Raw genomic sequence first — 17,075 nt, forward strand, 5'->3', positions numbered from 1 at the left:
GAGGAAAACGCAGCTATGACCGTTACCTGTCCGCATTGTCAGGCCGAGACCGACCATAAGATGCTCGACCATATCAATATTGACCGTAATCCCGAACTGCGGGCTAAGGTGCAGGATCTGTCCTGCTTCCGCGTCGCATGCCCAAACTGCGGCGAAACCGTGCTGGTGGTGTACCCCTGCCTGTACCATGATATGTCGAATCAGTTTATGGTCTGGTTGTGGCCGGAGGAGGGCGAAGCGCCCCGCGCGGAATTCGACCCGCTGGCAGGCTATACCCTGCGTATTGTGGACAGTATGAACGCGTTCCGCGAAAAGATCAATATTCTGGAGCGCGGCCTGGACGACCGCACGGTTGAGATCATGAAGCTGCTGCTGTTTACCCAACTGGACCACGATCTGGATGTGGTTGAACTGCTGTTTCATGAACTGGACGAGCGCACGGGGGATATCCGGTTCGTTGCCGTGCTGTCGGACGGGGCGGAGCAATACGCCGCTATGCCGGGGGCGGTTTACCAGCGCATACACGGTGATGTGGAGGACTACCTGTATACCACCGGCGGGGATTTTGCGCGCATTGACATGACCTGGGCGCACGAGGCGCTCGGGCTGCTGCACGAGCTGGGATAAAAAACAGCCGCTCCGTATAGGAGAGGCTGTTGAAAATACCGGCTGTGTTATCCGTAAAAGAACTGGACAAGCGTGCCGCCGATGACTGCAACGGCGAGCGTGGCCGCGATGACCGGAAGCGCGCGCCGGCGGCCCTCTTTTTCTTCAAAGAGGACGATGTAGCCGAAGCCGGCGCCGGTTGACAGGCCGGCGATCAAAGCGCCGAAGCTGATCGTCCCGCTGACGAAAAGCTCGGAGAGCAAAACGCTCATCGCACAACTGGGTACCAGGCCGAGCAGCGCGCAGAGCAGCGGCTGGAAAATGCTGTCCGACAGCATGAGGGCGGCGACGCGCTCCTCGCCGATGCCGTGTACCACGAGATTCAGCGCAAGCAGTACGGCAAACAGGAAGAACGCGGTCTTGAGCGTGTGCCAGACAACGCTCCAAATAGGCGAGCCTGCACTGCAGTCACAGGCGGTCATTTCGATCTCCAGCGCTTCGCCGCTTTCCGCGCGGTGGGAACGGAATACGGTAAAACGCAGGATATAGCCGCCGATCACCGCAATGCCGAATTTGACCGCCAGCAGCAGCACGACCTGCGGCACGCTTGCACCGCCGGCCAGCATAACGGGCACCGCCTCGTCGGAGGTAGCCAGAAAGACGGCGACCAGTGTCGCGGGGGCGAGATAGCCGGCGGAAAAGAGCGCGGCCGCGGCTGCGGAAAACCCGCATTGTGGGATTGTTCCGGCCAGCGCGCCGACGACCGGACCGAATTGCGCCGCGCGGGACAACAGCGCGGGGGTGTTGGTGAGGCGGTTTTCGATATAGTAAAGCAAAGCATAAACCAGCAGCAGCAGAGGTACGGTTTTGACGACATCGAAAAACGCTTCGGGTACCACATGGGCTAAAAGATGCAGCAAAAAGATTCACCTCAGATTTAATGGGGGCATAAAAACGTACTATAATAGTATAACACAAGGCGGTGCGTTCGGGCAAGCGGGATTTGCCGGAATCAGCCAATTCAAAAAAGGAAACGAAACGATATTATGAAATTTCAAGAACTAAAGATCGAAAAAAATATTCTCAAAGCGCTGGAAGAGGCGGGCTATGAGCAGCCAACGCCGATCCAGCAGAAGGCGATTCCGCCCGTTCTGGACGGACACGACCTGATGGGCTGCGCGCAGACCGGTACGGGTAAGACGTGCGCGTTTTCCGTGCCGATCATCCAACGCTTATGCGCGCAGGGGGAAACGGGCGCGGTGCGGGCGCTGATCCTGACGCCGACCCGCGAGTTGGCGCTGCAGATTTATGAAAATGTGTGTCAGTACGCGCGCTATACGCGCTGCACAGCCGCGGTGGTGTTCGGCGGCGTTTCCCAGGTGCCGCAGGTGGAAGCGCTGCAGCGCGGCGCGGATATCCTGATCGCAACACCCGGCCGGCTGTGGGACCTGATGGGGCAGAAGCTGGTTTCGCTGGACAAGGTGGAATGCTTTGTGCTGGATGAGGCGGACCGCATGCTGGATATGGGCTTTTTCCCAGATGTCAAGCGCATTATCAAGTATCTGCCGGAGGAACGGCAGACGCTGCTGTTCTCCGCGACAATTCCGCAGGAGATTGCGTCGCTGGCCAACAGGCTTTTGAAGAATCCGGCAAGGATCTCGATTACGCCGTCCGCCAAGCCGGTCGAGAAAATTGAGCAAAAGGTGTATCTGGTCGAAAAAGCGGAAAAGCGGGAACTTTTGACCGAGGTCATCCGTCAAAGCAACGTGCATCAAACGCTGGTCTTTACGCGCACCAAGCACGGTGCGGACCGTGTGGCGCGCGACCTGAACCGCGCGGGCATCAAGTCCAAGGCGATCCACGGCGATAAATCGCAGAACCAGCGCCAGACCGCGCTGGCGGATTTCAAGGCCTGCAAGATTGCGGTGCTGGTCGCGACCGATATTGCGGCGCGTGGCATCGATATCAACGAGCTGCCGCTTGTGATCAATTTCGAGCTGCCCAATATTCCGGAAACGTATGTCCACCGCATTGGCCGCACGGGCCGCGCCGGACAGGAGGGGACGGCGGTTTCGTTCTGTGACCGGAGCGAGCGGCCGTATCTTGCGGATATCGAAAAGCTGATCGGGAAAAAGATACCGGTCGCGGGCGAGATCCCGCATGAGGAAAAGCCAGCGGCCTCCGCAGAGCGGGAGAGCGGCCAGCGCAAAACGACGAATACCCGCACCCGCCGCAAGCTGGTTTCGGAAAATGCCCCCGCAGAGGCGGTAGCGGCTGAAGCGGAGCGGGAGAAGGCCGAGAAGCAGAAGGCGCGCAAAGCCGCGCCTGCCAAGCGTGCGCCGCGTAGGGAAAAAGCGGCGGAGCTGCAGCTGGAGCAGCGCGCGAAAGCGGCCGCACCGCGCGCGCGGCGCACCGCCGCCGCATCCGTATCCCGCGGACGTGGACGGAGAAACGACCCATACGCGCGGTTTGAAAAAAATGAACCGCGGGTGGACGCGCATACCCCGTCCCGCGCCTATGCGCTGAGCGCGGAGGCGGCGGAACGTATCCGCAAAAAGGTGGAGGCCGCGCTGTCGGCCCGCGGACAGAAGGCGGAAAAATCTCCTGCGGCGCAGCCGCAGGAGAAGAAAAGCGCAACGGCGCGCCGCCACAGCCCGCGCCGCCGCAGCGGGAAATAGAAAAAGCGTAAAAGGGGAGAAAACAGACCATGAACGGCGCCAGACACCGCTTTGCCTTAGGGCTAACCTGTTTTTTTATGATATGCCTGACCGTGGTCTACCCCTTTTTGCTGTATACGCCCAATGCATTTGTAACACGCTGGCGAGAGTGGTATATCGAGACCGCAATGGGGACGATGACGCATCAGTGGCTGGCCACCTGGTTTATCCCACACGATATTATCGAGGAGGTCATGGTGAAACGCTATCTGCTGAACCAGAAGCAGGAGGGCGCGGAAAGCGCCTGGGGAGACAGTGGAAATCATACGGCGACGGCATCCACCCCCAAGGAGCGTTTTTACCAGACCTTTTCCGAACTGGACAGGGACAGCTTTGAGCAATTCCTTCAGGACAATCCGGAGTACATAGCCAACGGATACGACCATATTGATATTGACCTGATCGGCGAAGCGGACAAAAGGGATTATCATACCGGCATAACGACTAAGCAGGGGGATACGGTGTTAGCGATCAACGTGGAATACGGTATCCTGATCGCGGAGGTGGTCGGCGAGGACGCGCTCGGTATGGAGTATGCGGGTAAGCTGGCGCTGTGCAAGCAGCCGGAGCGTGTGATTGTCGGCACCTGCGAGGGCTTGTTTGAATATGGCTCCTATGTGTCGGACATAACGCGCGCGTATGACGCTATACTCGGCATCAACGCATCCGGCTTTGCCGATTATGAGGGGAACGGTACAGGCGGGCTGCCATATGGGTTCCTGAAAAGCGAGGGCAGGAAACTGCAGAGCGCGGTCGGAGACGGCTGGAAGATCATCGGCTTCGATGAAAACGACCATTTGCAGGTCGGCGCGTTCAGCGATACCTCCAATCTGCGGGATGCGGTCGAATTCCATCCGGCGCTTATCATTAATGGGGAAAACCTGGTCGCGGGTACGGGGCTGAATGAAGAGCAGCCGCGTACTGCGATCGGACAGGCAGAGGACGGCACTGTGATTATGCTGGTCGTGGACGGGCGGCAGTTCCACTCGTTTGGCATTTCGATCGAGCGCTGCGGCGAGATCATGGAGAGCTATGGCGCATACCAAGCCTCCATGCTGGACGGAGGCTCGTCCTCGGTTATGGTGTACGACGGACGGGAAATCACCAGCCCGACCACACTTTCCAAGAATCCGGAGGGCCGCTATCTGCCGGACGCCTTCTTGGTAAAATAAAAATCCGGATGGAAAATGAAAAAAGCCTTGTGTTTCAGCGCAGCATATGGTAAAATAATTAAGCGCCTGTAGGACAGGCGCAAAATGGAGAAGTATCGAAGTGGTCATAACGAGCTCGACTCGAAATCGAGTTGACGGTAAAACGTCACGTGGGTTCGAATCCCACCTTCTCCGCCAAAATTTCGCACTTTTCTGAGAATGAAAAGTGCGATTTTTATTTTTGTATGAAGGATTCAAAACTTTTTTGGCGGATATAAATTTCCCCACCCCTATCCATACCCCTAAGAGGATTTTACAGGGTGGACACCTGATGGATGAATTTCTCCATGCGGTCCGAGCTTTCCTTGCGCATCCGGTCGGTCACATGGCCGTAGACGTCAAGGGTAAACGCTGCGGTGGCGTGGCCGAGATTTTCCTGAACGGTCTTGATATCGTCGCCGTTTTCCAGGGAGACGACCGCGTAGGTGTGTCTCAGATCATGGAAGCGGCATGCGGGAAAACCGAGATCGGCTGCTAATACCTTGAATTTTTTATACACGGTGATATGTGCCAGATGTTTCCCGAATTCGTTGGTAAAAACGAGGTCTTCGGAGTTGTTCCACAGCGGACCTGCGGCCAACTGCTGCCGTTTCCGTTCTGCACAGTGCTTCCTGCATCGGCTGGACGGATCAGTCGGCTGTCATTGTCTTTAGGCACGGCGAACTCGTAGCCTGCTCCCTTTTTGCGGAGCTTACGAAGCTGCCAGCGAACGTGTATCGTGCTTCGGTTAAAATCGATATCCATCCAGCTCAGACCCAAAGCCTCGCCTTGCCGCATACCGGTAAACAAAGTGACAAAATACAACGTGGTATAGGGGGATGGATAACTTTGCAGCTGATGGATCATTGCAGCGATTTGTTCATCCGACAGCGGCTGTATGTGCGATTTGGGGATCTTGGGGAGATTACAGACATCAGCAGGGTTATTTCGCAGATAGCCTATCAGCACAGCCTGCTGTAAGCACCGATGCATAATCCCGTGGATGTTTTTAACAGTCTTTGGGGATAAAGCGGTTTTTGTAAGTGCGTTGATAAATTTTTGAATTGTGGACTGGCGTGATATGGTCTAAGCGGATCGCTCCCAATGCGGGTTTGATATGGTTGCGTGCATAGCTTTCATAGGAGCTGACCGTCAGCGGCGAGCGGCCGGTGAGGTACTCCTCCAGCCAGATATCCAGCCATTCGGAAAACTTCATCGCGCATGGCGCGACATAAGCCCCAGTATCTACATCGGTCGTGATCTGCCGGAGCTGCTCCCGTACTTCCTTTTGTGTTTTCCCATAAATAGAGTGGCGGATCTGCCTGCCGGTTTTGGGATCGGCGCCTGCGGTGTACCGGCCTTCCCATGTCCCATCTTTCTGCTTTCGGATATTTCCGTTGCCCGCGGCGTTGCGGGTCTTTTTGACTTGTGCCACGATGACCTCCTTTCTGTGGCACATGGATCCCGTTGCTATGAACAGTATAGCATATTCCATGCTGGATGCGTAGTGGTTCTATCTGCCTGTCTGATCAGAACTGTTTGCATATATGCGAACAGTCCTGCTATGTCAGAACGGCGGTATTCCGCGGCAGAAATCCCCTGCCTGATAGGAAACGACCTGCCAGCCGTCCGGCAGTAAGCCGCGTCTTGTCAGCTCCCGCAGGATTGGGAGCTGGATAGCCCAGACCGCGAACGTCACAGGCATATCGGGTGTATGCTCCTCGGATAAGTAGGCTAGCACATCCATCCATGTGCCGTCGAGCGTGGACAGAAATATCCCCTCTTTGGGTCGCGCGTCCTCCTCCAGGCGCTGTACGGTCTGCGGCCAGTCCGTATGTTGGAAAGCCCGTATAAAATCCCCTGCGTCTTTGGTCAGCGGAAGAAGGATCGTGTTGTCCTCGTAGGTGATATGGTAGTTGAGCTGCATGTGCCGGAGTTCACGGCTGCTCTTGTTCAGCGTCCATAGGGAGTATTCCAAAATGTCCACGATGCCTTTTTCCGTTTCGGTCAGGATAAACTTGCCGCATGGGTGCCTGTAGTCGCTGAACAGTGCCGCGGCATTCCGCTCGCCGTTCGTGTTGAGCCGCTGGTTGCCGCTGCTGAAATGGTAGACCAGCGATGACTGCTGACCGCGCCAGGTAATGCCGACAAAACGGGAATATTTGAGGCTATCCGAGCTGCGGGCAGCCTTTTTCTCCATTTCATGTTTGACTTCCAGCGAGGTCTGGTACGGCGCCAGCCCGAGGAAAAAGAAGAATAGCTGCGCTTCATTGATACGGCTGAGCCGGATGGCTTTCTGAATATTGCGGGTAAATTCCGGCTTGTCCGAAAATTTCTCCCAGTCATCCCATTCCAGCGAATCGTCGTCCTTCATCATAGTCTGGAAATACGCCTCGTAGCCGCTGTCCGTGAGAAAAAAGCTCTTATGCCCCGGCGCCTTGACGACTTCGAGATACCCAGCGCGGCACAGCTTCTGGAATGCATTCTTTGCGGTTTCGTAGGGCAGGGAGAGGAAGCGCAGCGCACGGTACGGCAGCTGCCCATAGCGCGCGCTGATGAGCAGCAGGTAGGCTGCGGTACTGTTCCTAAAGATGCGCATGGCGGCCATCTCCTATATTGCAGACCGGTATCTTGTAGGGGCGGATAACGATGATGGTCTGGTCTTGTTCCGCCCAGCAGCTTGTCTGGATGTTGGAGCAGTAGATACCGCTGTCACTGGTGAGCAGGTACCGCTCGATGACATTGAGCACGGCGCGTGTCTCCAGATTATCATGGTCGCGCACATCCGCGGGATGATGCGATGAGGCGTAACAGTGGAGGAATTTTATCGTACATTCCTTGAATCTGGGCAGGGCGGATGCGTGCTGGGCAAGGAGCGTATCCAGCGGCGCGTATACGAACGCGCTGTCGTTGCTCCGCTTGGACAGCCGCAGCGGAAGCCGGATCGCCACCGAGCCGTCTTCTCTGACCTCCAGCGCATACCCATCCGGAAGCACCGCAGACCTGCTCTCTGCCATGCTTCTCCCCACCCATGCCCGCGAAAAAGATATCCTGCTGCACAGGATATCTTTTTCGCGGGCTTCTGCATAGGACTTCGCGTGCGGCGATTGCAGTATCCTGTGCAGCGTTAGTAAGGCGGTACAGGTAGGCGTCATCCTGCCAGCCTACCGCAAGCCGCTCAGATAATTCATTCAGCTTGTGCAGGCGGACTCAAAAGCCACCTTTGAGGGATCGGTCATTTGCTTCTCCGCCTTTCAGCTGTTTTTGTTGGAAATGCCTCGGAACAGTACCGCCCCACTTGCGTAGCCAGCAGCTCGGTAATGAGGAACCGTGCAGAACGACGTATCTGTTGATTTCAGTGTTTTTCCGAAGACTTGAAGCAATAAAGTGTGCTGTTTCAATTGATTTCAGAATTACCGCCAAATTTTTCCGGATCTCCAAAGTACACCTTTTCGGCGCTTTCGGTTTATGGGAAGAAAGGTGTGCTTTCGGCCAAATTACCGCTGGACCTGGAAACAAAACCGCGGGATCGAAAATCCGCCAAAAGTTCGGAAAACGTTGAATTCTGTTTGTGTGGTCGTGTCATGGTCTGCTGGTCTATCCATGCAAGGACTTTGTCCTTGGGCGCCAATTTGCGCTTGCCGATGTAGAGCCTGGGGAAGTCCGTGCGGTTCATCAGCTGATACGCACTCGCGCGCGAGATGACAAGCAGTGCGGCAAGCTGCTCGGCGTTCAGCACGTCAGAATAATCGCCGTAGAGAATATGCTGTTTTGAATAAAGACGAGTAGATAAGAAGTTCGCGAATTTTATATTATTTTAGCTAATCAGTAAGTGGTTAAGGTTATATAATATTGATAGAGTGTAACACTATGAAAGGGAAAATGTTGGCTGAAGAGTAGAATGCCTTTTTGGTGTCAGAAAAACAAATGAGGTGCTGTTGGGAATGATGGATGGAAACCCAACAAACGCTTAATATGCCATAAATAAAATTTATGTTGAGTGGTTGTAACCAAGTATGGATTTTTCTGCCTTACGGTATGATCAGGAGCAACTACGAGATGCAATTAAACTGACCGCAACCATATGGGGAAAAGACGCGCCAAGTTTTGCTTTGCAATGGCCAACTTTTTGTACGATTGAAGAAAAATGCCAGGCAGTATGCGGCATAATTACTCAGGACTGTCGGGAAATTACAAAAATACAGGTATTACCTGAAAAAATTCTTCATGACGACATCAGGTGCTGGCGCTTGCCAGTCATGCGACTATGATCATGGACACCTTTATGGATACAATACCAAGCCTGCCTACGATTACAGGGGTAAAGGCGCTGATCGCTGAAAAGGCTGCTACAGAATTGACTCTGATGGACTGGACGTGTTGAGATGAGTGGCATGCCGGCAACACAGGGAAGAAAAAATGAGGGTCATGTGTTCTAAATGGGAAAATAAGTTGAGATAATTTCAACAAATTAAAGATAATAGGAGATTTTGAGGGGATATACCGTCAAAAACGTCTTTGATCTAAGCGAAAGGGCGTTGTACGGGGCTGTCCCCCTAATGGTGATCATCACGGGATCTACGAAAAGATACGAGTTGCTTCTGAATGGATATGCCCCAAAACAAAGGTATAGCGTGGGATAAAATTCACGCTATACTTCAAAATAAACATTTAGGTGTGATCGGAAGCACAACAGCTATATGCCGAAAATCATACTATACAAGCCGATGATCGCAGGCATAGTGGCGATGCATAGCATAGTGGTGACTGCATTGATCGTGCTGGCATAGGCCGGATCGTCGCCATAGATCATCGCCATCTGCGTTAGGCCGGCCGAAGAGGGCGTGCTGGCGGCAAGCAACGTGATGAACAGGATGCGTGCGCCTTCCGGCGCGAGGGCGGCGAGTCGGGAAAAATAGAAAACGGCAATGATCAGGAGGGGGGACACGATCAAGCGCAGCAGCGCGACCAGCCATAGCCGGCGGTAGGAGCGAACCCTGCGCCAGTCCATGGAGCCGATCAGGATACCCGTTACGAGCATGGCCAACGGGCCGGTCATATCTCCCGTAGACACGATGGCTTCCTGCAGCACGGGCGAGAAACGGATCCCTGCGATAAAAAGGAAGATACCGATAAAAATAAACACCATATTGATGTTTTTGAAGATCTTCTGCCATTCGATATGCGTATCACCGGATAACAGCATTTTTCCGTGGCTCCAGATCAAAGAAAGCTGCACCGCGACAAAGGGGGTGGTGTAGATGACCCATTCTATTCCGAGGACAGAGGATACAATGGGAATAATCAGACTGCCCGCATTGGAATAGATCGTCGTCGCGCGCTCCAGCGCGGTCAAATGGAAAAGATGTCCGCAGGCTTTGGTCACAAGCAGCAGGACGATATGAACCAGAACAGCAGCGATCAGGGCAAGGATAAAGCCGCTTTGAATATCCGGCGTATAGTCGACTTGAAAAGCGGAGAGAATCACGCATGGTGTGATGACATACAGCGATATGACGGAAAGACATTTGCTGTTTTCGGGTGTAACAAGTTTGCTTTTTACCAAAACTACGCCCATGAACATGATAATAAAAAGGGATAAGATTTTTTTCGCCAGCATAAGGCTGATCATGAGATCACCTCGCGATCGGTTTGCGAAAATATAGGAAAGCAGAAGCAAACGGCAAGACGCATTGTCTTGCCGTTTGTTTTTAAAAGATATGGGGGTGCATGTGCCTAGCGCTGTACCCTGCCAGAGGTATTTCCAGTTGCGAGCGACTCGACTTCTGCCACACTGACCAGGTTGAAGTCCTGCTCGATAGAATGCTTGAGGCAGGAGGCGGCCGCCGCGAAGTCAATCGCCTTTTGGTTGTCGTACTGCGAGAGCAGAGCGTAAATCAGCGCACCGCCAAAGCTGTCGCCGCCGCCGACCCGATCGACGATATGGACGCGGTACTGCTGTGAAAAAGAAAGCCTGTTTGCCGTTATACAGCATCGCTGCCCAGTTGTTTTCGCTGGCTGAGATGCTTCCGCGAAGCGTAATGGCGACCGCCCTGCATTTAAATCGCTCGCTGAGCTGCCTGGCTACGCTGATATAGCCCTCATGCGACAGTTTGCCGCTGTCGACATCTGTATTTTCTGCGTGGATGCCAAATACATCGGCCGCATCCTCCTCGTTAGCAATGCATATGTCGACGTACGGCATCAGCGTTTCCATGACCGTCCGCGCCTCTTCGCGGCTCCAAAGCTTGTTGCGGTAATTCAGATCACAGCTGACGGTAAGGCCAGCACTTTTCGCAGCCTGGACCGCTTCCAGACAAATGACCGGAAGCGTTTCGCTGAGTGCCGGCGTGATACCGGTAAAATGGAACCAGTCTGCTCCATTGAAGATTGTTGGCCAATCGAACTCCGCAGATTTTGCCAGCGCAATAGATGAACCCGCGCGGTCATAGATGACTTTGGACGGACGCTGGGAAGCGCCTTTCTCCACATAATAGGTGCCAAGGCGCGGTCCGCCGCGCAGCATATACGCGGTATCCACCCCGTACCGGCGCAGCGCGTTGACTGCGGCCTGCCCGATCTCATGGGCAGGAACCTTAGAAACAAAGGCGGTGTCCATCCCGTACTGTACCAAGGAAACGGCAACATTCGCCTCGCCGCCGGCATAGCTGGTCTCAAAACGATCGGCCTGTACAATCCGGCGGTATCCCTCCGGATTCAGGCGCATCATGATTTCGCCAAAGGTAATGATCTTGGGCATGGTTTAACTCCTTACTGCGCAGCAAAAGTCCTGCGCGACTGCGGTGATCCGGTCGAAAGCGCCTTCAGCTGCCCACGTTTTGTTGACAAGATTACCGCCGATGCCGAAGCCGCAGCAGCCGGCCTTGAGAAACGCGGGGATGTTTTCGGTGTTGATACCGCCGACCGCCAAATACTTGATATGTCCCAGCGGCGCAAAGACCGCTTTGAAGTAATCCACACTCAGCGCGCCGGCGGGGAACAGCTTGACAAAGTCCGCACCGGACTGGTGCGCCAGTGTGATCTCGGTAGGTGTCATCGCGCCGGGCATGGATACCAGTCCGCGCTCGCGAGTCTCCGCGATAACCGACTCTTTGGTATCGGGGGAAATGATATATTGTGCGCCTGCGTCAGCGGCAAGGCGCACCAGTTCTGTGCTGACGACTGTGCCCGCACCGATGAGTAGCTTTCCGCTAAATGCGTTGGAAAGGTCGGAAATAGTCCGCGCGGTCTGTAGGAAAGAGTCCGGCTCCTGTTGGTTGAAAGGGATCTCAAGCAGGCGGATGCCGCCGTCGTAAAGCGCCTGCGCAAGCGGCATGCATTGATCGTGCGGAATGCCGCGGACGATCGCGATCAGTTTATGCAGTTCGACCTGTTGAATAATATTTTTTCTCATATGGTCAGACCTCTCGAAAAGGAATAGATTATACAATACCCTCTATGGGTTCTGCAAGACTGGCTCGCGGGGAATCCTGCACAGGGGCATACAGTACAGCTTCAAAATAATCACCCGTGGCTACAGGGACAAAGTGAGCTTTGCCCGCATGAACTAGCACCTGGGTCCCAGCAGGGATACGGGCAAGCTGTACGGTTTCCAGTGCAGGAATACCATTTTTCAGATCGCAGAAGATCATAATACATTCACCGTGGGTGAAGAAAAACATTTCATCGCTGCCATGTGTTTCTACTTCCGTGAATACTGGTGCATGATGCCAGCCGATTAGTCGGCCGGAGATGATTTCCTGTCCGTTAAAAGAGGTTTTCAGATTGTAGGGCGTCCACTGGAAATAGCGCTCCTTGTATTCGTTCTCCTGCGGATTAAGCTGTATGGAAACGCCGCTGATTTTCATTTCATTAATGTTATGGATGGGTAACTTCATATCTGTTTGTTTCACCTCGTGATAATTTTATATTAAAACGTTTCAATATTGGACGAAAAATTTATTTTGCGCAGGTAGAACGGAAAACAGCAGCGGATTAGGGTGCTGCCGTTTTCCGTATATGCATTTTATCCGTACATGATTGCAGGCATCAGGGTAGAGAGCTGCGGTACAAACGCCAGTAACAGGATGACAATGCCAAGACCAGCAAAAAACGGAATCATGGCCTTACATAGCTTGCCGAAATCGACCTTGGCCACCTTCTGAAGAATGAACAGTACCATGCCGAATGGGGGGTTACAACGCCAACCATTAGCGTGAATACGAATACCATACAGAAATGAATTGGATCGATACCAAAGGAGGTTGCTACCGGATACAGGATTGGTGCAACAATAAAAATTGCCGCGGTACCATCCATAATGCAGCCTACGATCAGCATGATGATGACAATGACGATCATGCAGCCGGTCGGCGAAGAAACAAAGCTCATCATCATTTCCGTAATGATATTCGGCACACGCTCAAGGGTAAGGACGTACCCGAACACCTTGGCAGCGACAACGATAAACAGGATATTGCAGAGGAGCTGCGCGGATTCGCGGAAAATATGTGGTATCTGACGCAGGGGAAGCTCGTGGGTGATAAGACCCAGGCAGATCGCATACATGCCTGCAAAGACTGCAACTTCCGAGGGGGTAAAGACACCGCTGTAAATGCTCAAACGCATCAGGACAGGGGTCATCATGGGAAGAAAAGCCATTTTCAAGTCAACCCAGAAAAGGCGTGCGGTGGGGAACGGCGTCCGAGGATAGCCGTTTTTCAGAGCCAGCAGAAATACGATGATCATCAGTATCAGCGCGCAGGTAATACCAGGAAGAATCCCTGCAGCAAACAACCGTCCGGTAGAAACACCGGTGAGGGTAGCCATCAGAATCATCGGCACGCTGGGTGGGATAATTGGCCCCAACACAGAGGAGGCTCCGGTGATAGCGGCAGAAAACTCCTTGTCGTAGCCGTTTTGGGTCATTGCTTTGACCTCGATTTTTCCAAGTCCGGCTGCGTCGGCAGTGGCAGAACCGCTCATGCCCGCGAATATGACACTGGCGAGCACATTGGCATGTCCTAGGCCTCCGGGAATCCAGCCGACAACGTCCTGCGCGAAAGTGAAGATACGCCGCGTGACACCGCCCAGGTTCATCAGGTTGCCTGCCAGGATAAAGAAGCCTACCGCAAGCAACGTTTGGGACATGGGAGCTGCAACAGACTGAATAACAGCGCTATAAAAGCTGATGTCGAACATCTGCATATAGATAAATGAAGCCATCAGCATCGAAATAGCCACAGGAACGCCCAGTGCCATAAAGGCGATTAGAAATACAAACAACCATAGGAAATCCATTTGTTCAGTTCGCCTCCTCGTCTTCCAGATCAGTAACTGATTGCTCGCCTTCTCCGAAGCGGAACCAAGGTTCTTTGTGACACAGCTCACGTACAGAGTCGATGCAACTGAGCGCGCTGTAAAGCAGTGCAAGTCCATAGCCGATGGGAACAGCCAGGAACGCTTTGCCGCGATCCAGTGCAAAGGTACCAAAAGAAACGTTCCATTCGCTCATCGAATACTTGATACCGTCCTGGATTAAAACGATACAAAGCAGTATGAATGCAATATCGAAAATCAGCGATAAAATACGCTGTGCGTTTTTAGGCAGGAAAACAAATATTCCATCAATGCGGATATGACTTTTAGTCCGTATACCATAGCCAATCCCTAGGAAGGCCATGAACATTTGCAGCATGGTGGATACCTCGTCTGTCCAAATAATTGGGCTGTTGAACAGATAGCGGCTAACCGATTGTATGGCAACAACGACGAACGCGCCCATAAATAAGACGGTCAAAAACCATGTCTCAAAGGCAGTATAATAACGCGCAAGCTTTTTAATCAAATCAATCCCTCCTTTATGTGTGGGAAATATGCGTTATTCTGCAAGCGCGCGGATGGCCTCCCAGGTACCGTCGCCCCATTCGTCGTCATGCTGGTCGTACATTGCCTCGCAGGCTGTGCGGAATTCGGAGGTGTCGATGTCGTAGCAGCTGATCTGGCTGCGGAGCTGCTCTTCATATTCTGCCTCGGATTCCTGGATAAGCGTATTATATTCCGCAGTAACCTCATCGACCGCCTCGCAGAGCAGTTCAAATTGTTCGTCGGAAAGCTTCTGGCGTCCAGCGTCGCTCAAAACAAACAGCTGAGTCTGATACTGATGGGCAGTAAAGGTCATATAAGGCGCTACCTCATAAAATGCCTGTGCAACAATCTGTTCCGCGCCGTTTTCGGTTGCATCGATGGTACCGTTCTGCAGCGCCATATAAACCTCGTTGCCTGCCATCGGTGTGGGGGACGCGCCAAGCGCTTCAATAGAGGCGATTGGCATGGGTTCGTTTGGAACGCGGAACTTCAGCCCTTTCAGGTCAGCCAGAGATTGAACCGGTTTTTTAGAGACGATATGACGGCGGTTGTAGTAGACTTCTCCGAGTACAGTGGCGCCGGTTGCCTCCTCGAGGCCGGACATTACCTCGCCATAGATATCGGACTCCATGTACTTCTGGTAGTGATCCCAATCATTGAACATGAAGAATGCATTGACTACGCCCTGGCGTGGGTTATAGCTGTCGAATGCGCTCAGTGCCTGCATCGAAATATCGGTTTCACCGCCCATCAACATAGCTACGCGCTCAGAGGAATTGCCAAGCGTATCAGCGGGATAAAAGGTGATCTGCACCTCACCGTTGGTCTTTTCGTTTACCAGATCTACCAGCGCTTCGCCACATTTGTTGATAATATGGGTCGGCGTCAGGCCGCTGTCAAGCGTTAACTCAACAGTACCCCCGGCCTGACTGTTTGCATCCGAACCACTCGAGCTACAGGCGCCAAGGCCCAGGATCATCGTTGCACTTAACAAGGAAGCTACGATTCGTTTCATAATAATTTACCTCTCTTTTCTTATTTCTTTTTTGTGTGTTACCATGCATGATAGGAAGAAGCACCAGCCGGATCGGTTGCCACAGGGGATGTTCGATGCGTGATGAAATAACTGCGGCACACGATGCGGGAAATTTTTGTAAAAGCACCACCTCCGAAAACAGGGGGGAAAGGCAACATAAACTGTTTAGGTCACGCTTGACGCCGCAGCGTCCGGCGGACTGCGTCTTCCCAGCCGGCGTGTTTTGCCAAGCGGGTCTGATCGTCCATTTGCGGTGTGTATGGTGTACGTTGGATGATGGAAAAGACAGATGGATCATATATACCGAAAGAAAGCCCCGCCATATAAGCCGCGCCGATACCGGACAGCTCTTCCGCATCCGTAACATGGACGGGGGTGCCGCTGATATCACTCTGGAACTGCATGAGATAGGCATTTTTGGTTGCGCCACCGTCTGCCAATACTTCACGCACGGGAATCCCGATGTCCTGCTCGATGGTGCGGAGTACGTCTGAAATTTGGTAAGCAATGCTTTCTAGGCCGGCTTTGACGATTTCTGCTCGGCCGGTCTGTCGGGTCAGGCCGTATAGGGCTGCCTGTGCTTCCCCGTCCCAGTAGGGGGCGCCAAGTCCGGTAAAGGCGGGGACCAGATAAGTCGTGTCTGCCGCGTGTGCCTGTCGGGCAAGCTGCTCGGATTCCGGCGGCGAAGCAATCAGGCCAAGCTCCTGCAGCCAGGTGATAACCGCGCCGGTGTAATTGATGTTGCCCTCCATGACATATTGGGTCTGGCCGTTTCTGCGCCAGGCCAGCGAGGTGACCAGGCCGTGCATGCTGTATTTGGGGGTAGAACCGATATTCATCATTACGGAAGACCCCGTGCCGTAGGTCACCTTGAGTTCTCCGCTGCGCAGACAGCCCTGCCCGAACAGCGCGCCGTGGGAATCGCCCAGCACGCCGCAGATGGGGATAGGGGCGGGCAGGAAGCCCTCCAAATCGGTAAAACCGAAAACTGAATCAGAATCGCAGACCGTTGCCAGCTCTGCCGGCTCCAGACCGAACATGCGGCAGATGTCAGGATCCCATTGCAGGGTGGAAATGTTGAACAACTGCGTCCGCGAAGCGTTGGAGTAGTCGGTCTTATAGCTCGCGCCCTGCGTCAGCCGGTAGATCAGCCAGGTATCTACCGTACCCAGGCACAGCGCGTGCTGCTGTGCGAGCAATGCTGCTTCGGCTACATTTTCCCGTATCCATGTGAACTTGGAAGCGGGGAAATAGGGTGAAAGCGGGATGCCGGTACGGCGCTGGATCTGCTTCGTGGACGCGGCTGTGGCGATGCGCTCACAGATCGCGTTGCTGCGTGAGCATTGCCAGACCACGGCGCCGCATATCGGCTTGCCAGTCTCACGGTTCCACGCGGCAGCGGTTTCACGTTGGTTGCTGATACCAAGACAGACGATATCACTTTTGCGGATACCGGCTTGCTGAACAACGGCCTGGACACAGCGGATCAGGTTTTGATAGATCTCTTCAAGGTCGTGGGATACCCAGCCGTGCGCGTCAATGACCTGTTGGTGCGTCAGGTCACTGCGGTGAAGCAGGCGCCCAGCTTGGTCGAATAGCAAGGCTTTGGTACCCTGCGTACTTTGGTCAACGGAAAGGACGTAACGCATATTCATTGCG

General features: G+C 53.7%; 17 protein-coding genes, 1 tRNA gene and 2 pseudogenes. 5 read left to right on the forward strand and 15 right to left on the reverse strand.

Features of this window, described 5'->3' with window-relative positions; translation table 11 throughout:
* Positions 1-15 precede the first annotated feature (15 nt).
* Complete coding sequence (locus RX717_RS06230) at positions 16-627, forward strand: CpXC domain-containing protein (RefSeq protein ID WP_107630686.1); 612 nt, start codon at positions 16-18, stop codon at positions 625-627.
* Positions 628-674: 47 nt separating this feature from the next.
* On the opposite strand, the gene RX717_RS06235 is transcribed toward RX717_RS06230, so the two are convergent.
* The gene (locus RX717_RS06235) at positions 675-1,526 is read right to left on the reverse strand and encodes a putative manganese transporter (protein WP_054326164.1); all 852 of its coding nucleotides are present in this window, start codon (positions 1,524-1,526) and stop codon (positions 675-677) included.
* Positions 1,527-1,652: 126 nt separating this feature from the next.
* Here RX717_RS06235 and RX717_RS06240 point away from each other — a divergent pair, with 126 nt between their 5' ends.
* From RX717_RS06240 to RX717_RS06250, 3 genes are all read left to right on the forward strand, one after another.
* Entirely contained in the window at positions 1,653-3,284 is a 1,632-nt protein-coding gene (locus RX717_RS06240; protein WP_107630685.1) for a DEAD/DEAH box helicase, read from the forward strand.
* 29 nt (positions 3,285-3,313) lie between these two features.
* On the forward strand, positions 3,314-4,495 hold the full coding sequence (locus tag RX717_RS06245) for a phosphodiester glycosidase family protein (RefSeq protein ID WP_107630684.1): 1,182 nt from the start codon (positions 3,314-3,316) through the stop codon (positions 4,493-4,495).
* Between the two features lie 86 nt (positions 4,496-4,581).
* A tRNA-Ser gene (locus RX717_RS06250) sits at positions 4,582-4,672 on the forward strand.
* A gap of 115 nt (positions 4,673-4,787) precedes the next feature.
* Here the strand turns inward: RX717_RS06250 and RX717_RS06255 are convergent.
* Positions 4,788-5,114: a tyrosine-type recombinase/integrase gene (locus tag RX717_RS06255; RefSeq protein WP_277997708.1), complete on the reverse strand. Its 327-nt coding sequence runs from the start codon at positions 5,112-5,114 to the stop codon at positions 4,788-4,790.
* On the reverse strand, positions 5,009-5,380 hold the full coding sequence (locus RX717_RS06260) for a hypothetical protein (RefSeq protein WP_277997737.1): 372 nt from the start codon (positions 5,378-5,380) through the stop codon (positions 5,009-5,011). The genes RX717_RS06255 and RX717_RS06260 overlap by 106 nt, the downstream gene beginning before the upstream one ends.
* Here RX717_RS06260 and RX717_RS06265 point away from each other — a divergent pair.
* Positions 5,363-5,494 (forward strand): hypothetical protein, encoded by a 132-nt coding sequence (locus RX717_RS06265; RefSeq protein ID WP_316960680.1) that lies wholly within the window; start codon positions 5,363-5,365, stop codon positions 5,492-5,494. The genes RX717_RS06260 and RX717_RS06265 overlap by 18 nt on opposite strands.
* A 28-nt stretch (positions 5,495-5,522) precedes the next feature.
* Here RX717_RS06265 and RX717_RS06270 read toward each other — a convergent pair whose 3' ends face one another.
* The 12 genes and pseudogenes from RX717_RS06270 to RX717_RS06325 form a co-directional block, all read right to left on the reverse strand.
* Positions 5,523-5,948: an N-terminal phage integrase SAM-like domain-containing protein gene (locus tag RX717_RS06270; protein WP_242977806.1), complete on the reverse strand. Its 426-nt coding sequence runs from the start codon at positions 5,946-5,948 to the stop codon at positions 5,523-5,525.
* Positions 5,949-6,080: 132 nt separating this feature from the next.
* On the reverse strand, positions 6,081-7,112 hold the full coding sequence (locus tag RX717_RS06275; protein ID WP_107630683.1) for a hypothetical protein: 1,032 nt from the start codon (positions 7,110-7,112) through the stop codon (positions 6,081-6,083).
* The gene (locus tag RX717_RS06280) at positions 7,099-7,530 is read right to left on the reverse strand and encodes a DUF6100 family protein (RefSeq protein WP_107630682.1); all 432 of its coding nucleotides are present in this window, start codon (positions 7,528-7,530) and stop codon (positions 7,099-7,101) included. The genes RX717_RS06275 and RX717_RS06280 overlap by 14 nt, the downstream gene beginning before the upstream one ends.
* Before the next feature lie 449 nt (positions 7,531-7,979).
* Positions 7,980-8,252 (reverse strand): helix-turn-helix transcriptional regulator, encoded by a 273-nt coding sequence (locus tag RX717_RS06285; RefSeq protein ID WP_242977805.1) that lies wholly within the window; start codon positions 8,250-8,252, stop codon positions 7,980-7,982.
* A 957-nt stretch (positions 8,253-9,209) separates the two neighbouring features.
* The gene (locus RX717_RS06290; RefSeq protein WP_242977804.1) at positions 9,210-10,079 is read right to left on the reverse strand and encodes an AEC family transporter; all 870 of its coding nucleotides are present in this window, start codon (positions 10,077-10,079) and stop codon (positions 9,210-9,212) included.
* Positions 10,080-10,249: 170 nt separating this feature from the next.
* A pseudogene (locus tag RX717_RS06295) lies at positions 10,250-11,273 on the reverse strand (PfkB family carbohydrate kinase).
* 3 nt (positions 11,274-11,276) lie between these two features.
* Positions 11,277-11,927, reverse strand: coding sequence for a bifunctional 4-hydroxy-2-oxoglutarate aldolase/2-dehydro-3-deoxy-phosphogluconate aldolase (locus RX717_RS06300; protein WP_107630678.1), 651 nt, complete (start codon positions 11,925-11,927; stop codon positions 11,277-11,279).
* Positions 11,928-11,955: 28 nt separating this feature from the next.
* The gene (locus tag RX717_RS06305) at positions 11,956-12,411 is read right to left on the reverse strand and encodes a hypothetical protein (protein ID WP_107630677.1); all 456 of its coding nucleotides are present in this window, start codon (positions 12,409-12,411) and stop codon (positions 11,956-11,958) included.
* A 128-nt stretch (positions 12,412-12,539) separates the two neighbouring features.
* Positions 12,540-13,813, reverse strand: a pseudogene (locus RX717_RS06310) (TRAP transporter large permease).
* A 4-nt stretch (positions 13,814-13,817) separates the two neighbouring features.
* The gene (locus tag RX717_RS06315; RefSeq protein WP_159068043.1) at positions 13,818-14,360 is read right to left on the reverse strand and encodes a TRAP transporter small permease; all 543 of its coding nucleotides are present in this window, start codon (positions 14,358-14,360) and stop codon (positions 13,818-13,820) included.
* 33 nt (positions 14,361-14,393) lie between these two features.
* Positions 14,394-15,395, reverse strand: coding sequence for a DctP family TRAP transporter solute-binding subunit (locus RX717_RS06320; protein ID WP_107630675.1), 1,002 nt, complete (start codon positions 15,393-15,395; stop codon positions 14,394-14,396).
* A 191-nt stretch (positions 15,396-15,586) separates the two neighbouring features.
* Entirely contained in the window at positions 15,587-17,071 is a 1,485-nt protein-coding gene (locus RX717_RS06325) for an FGGY-family carbohydrate kinase (RefSeq protein WP_107630674.1), read from the reverse strand.
* Between the last annotated feature and the right edge of the window lie 4 nt (positions 17,072-17,075).

The organism is Intestinibacillus sp. NTUH-41-i26 (assembly GCF_032769475.1).
In the GTDB taxonomy this organism is placed as follows: Bacteria; Bacillota; Clostridia; order Oscillospirales; family Butyricicoccaceae; genus Agathobaculum; species Agathobaculum ammoniilyticum.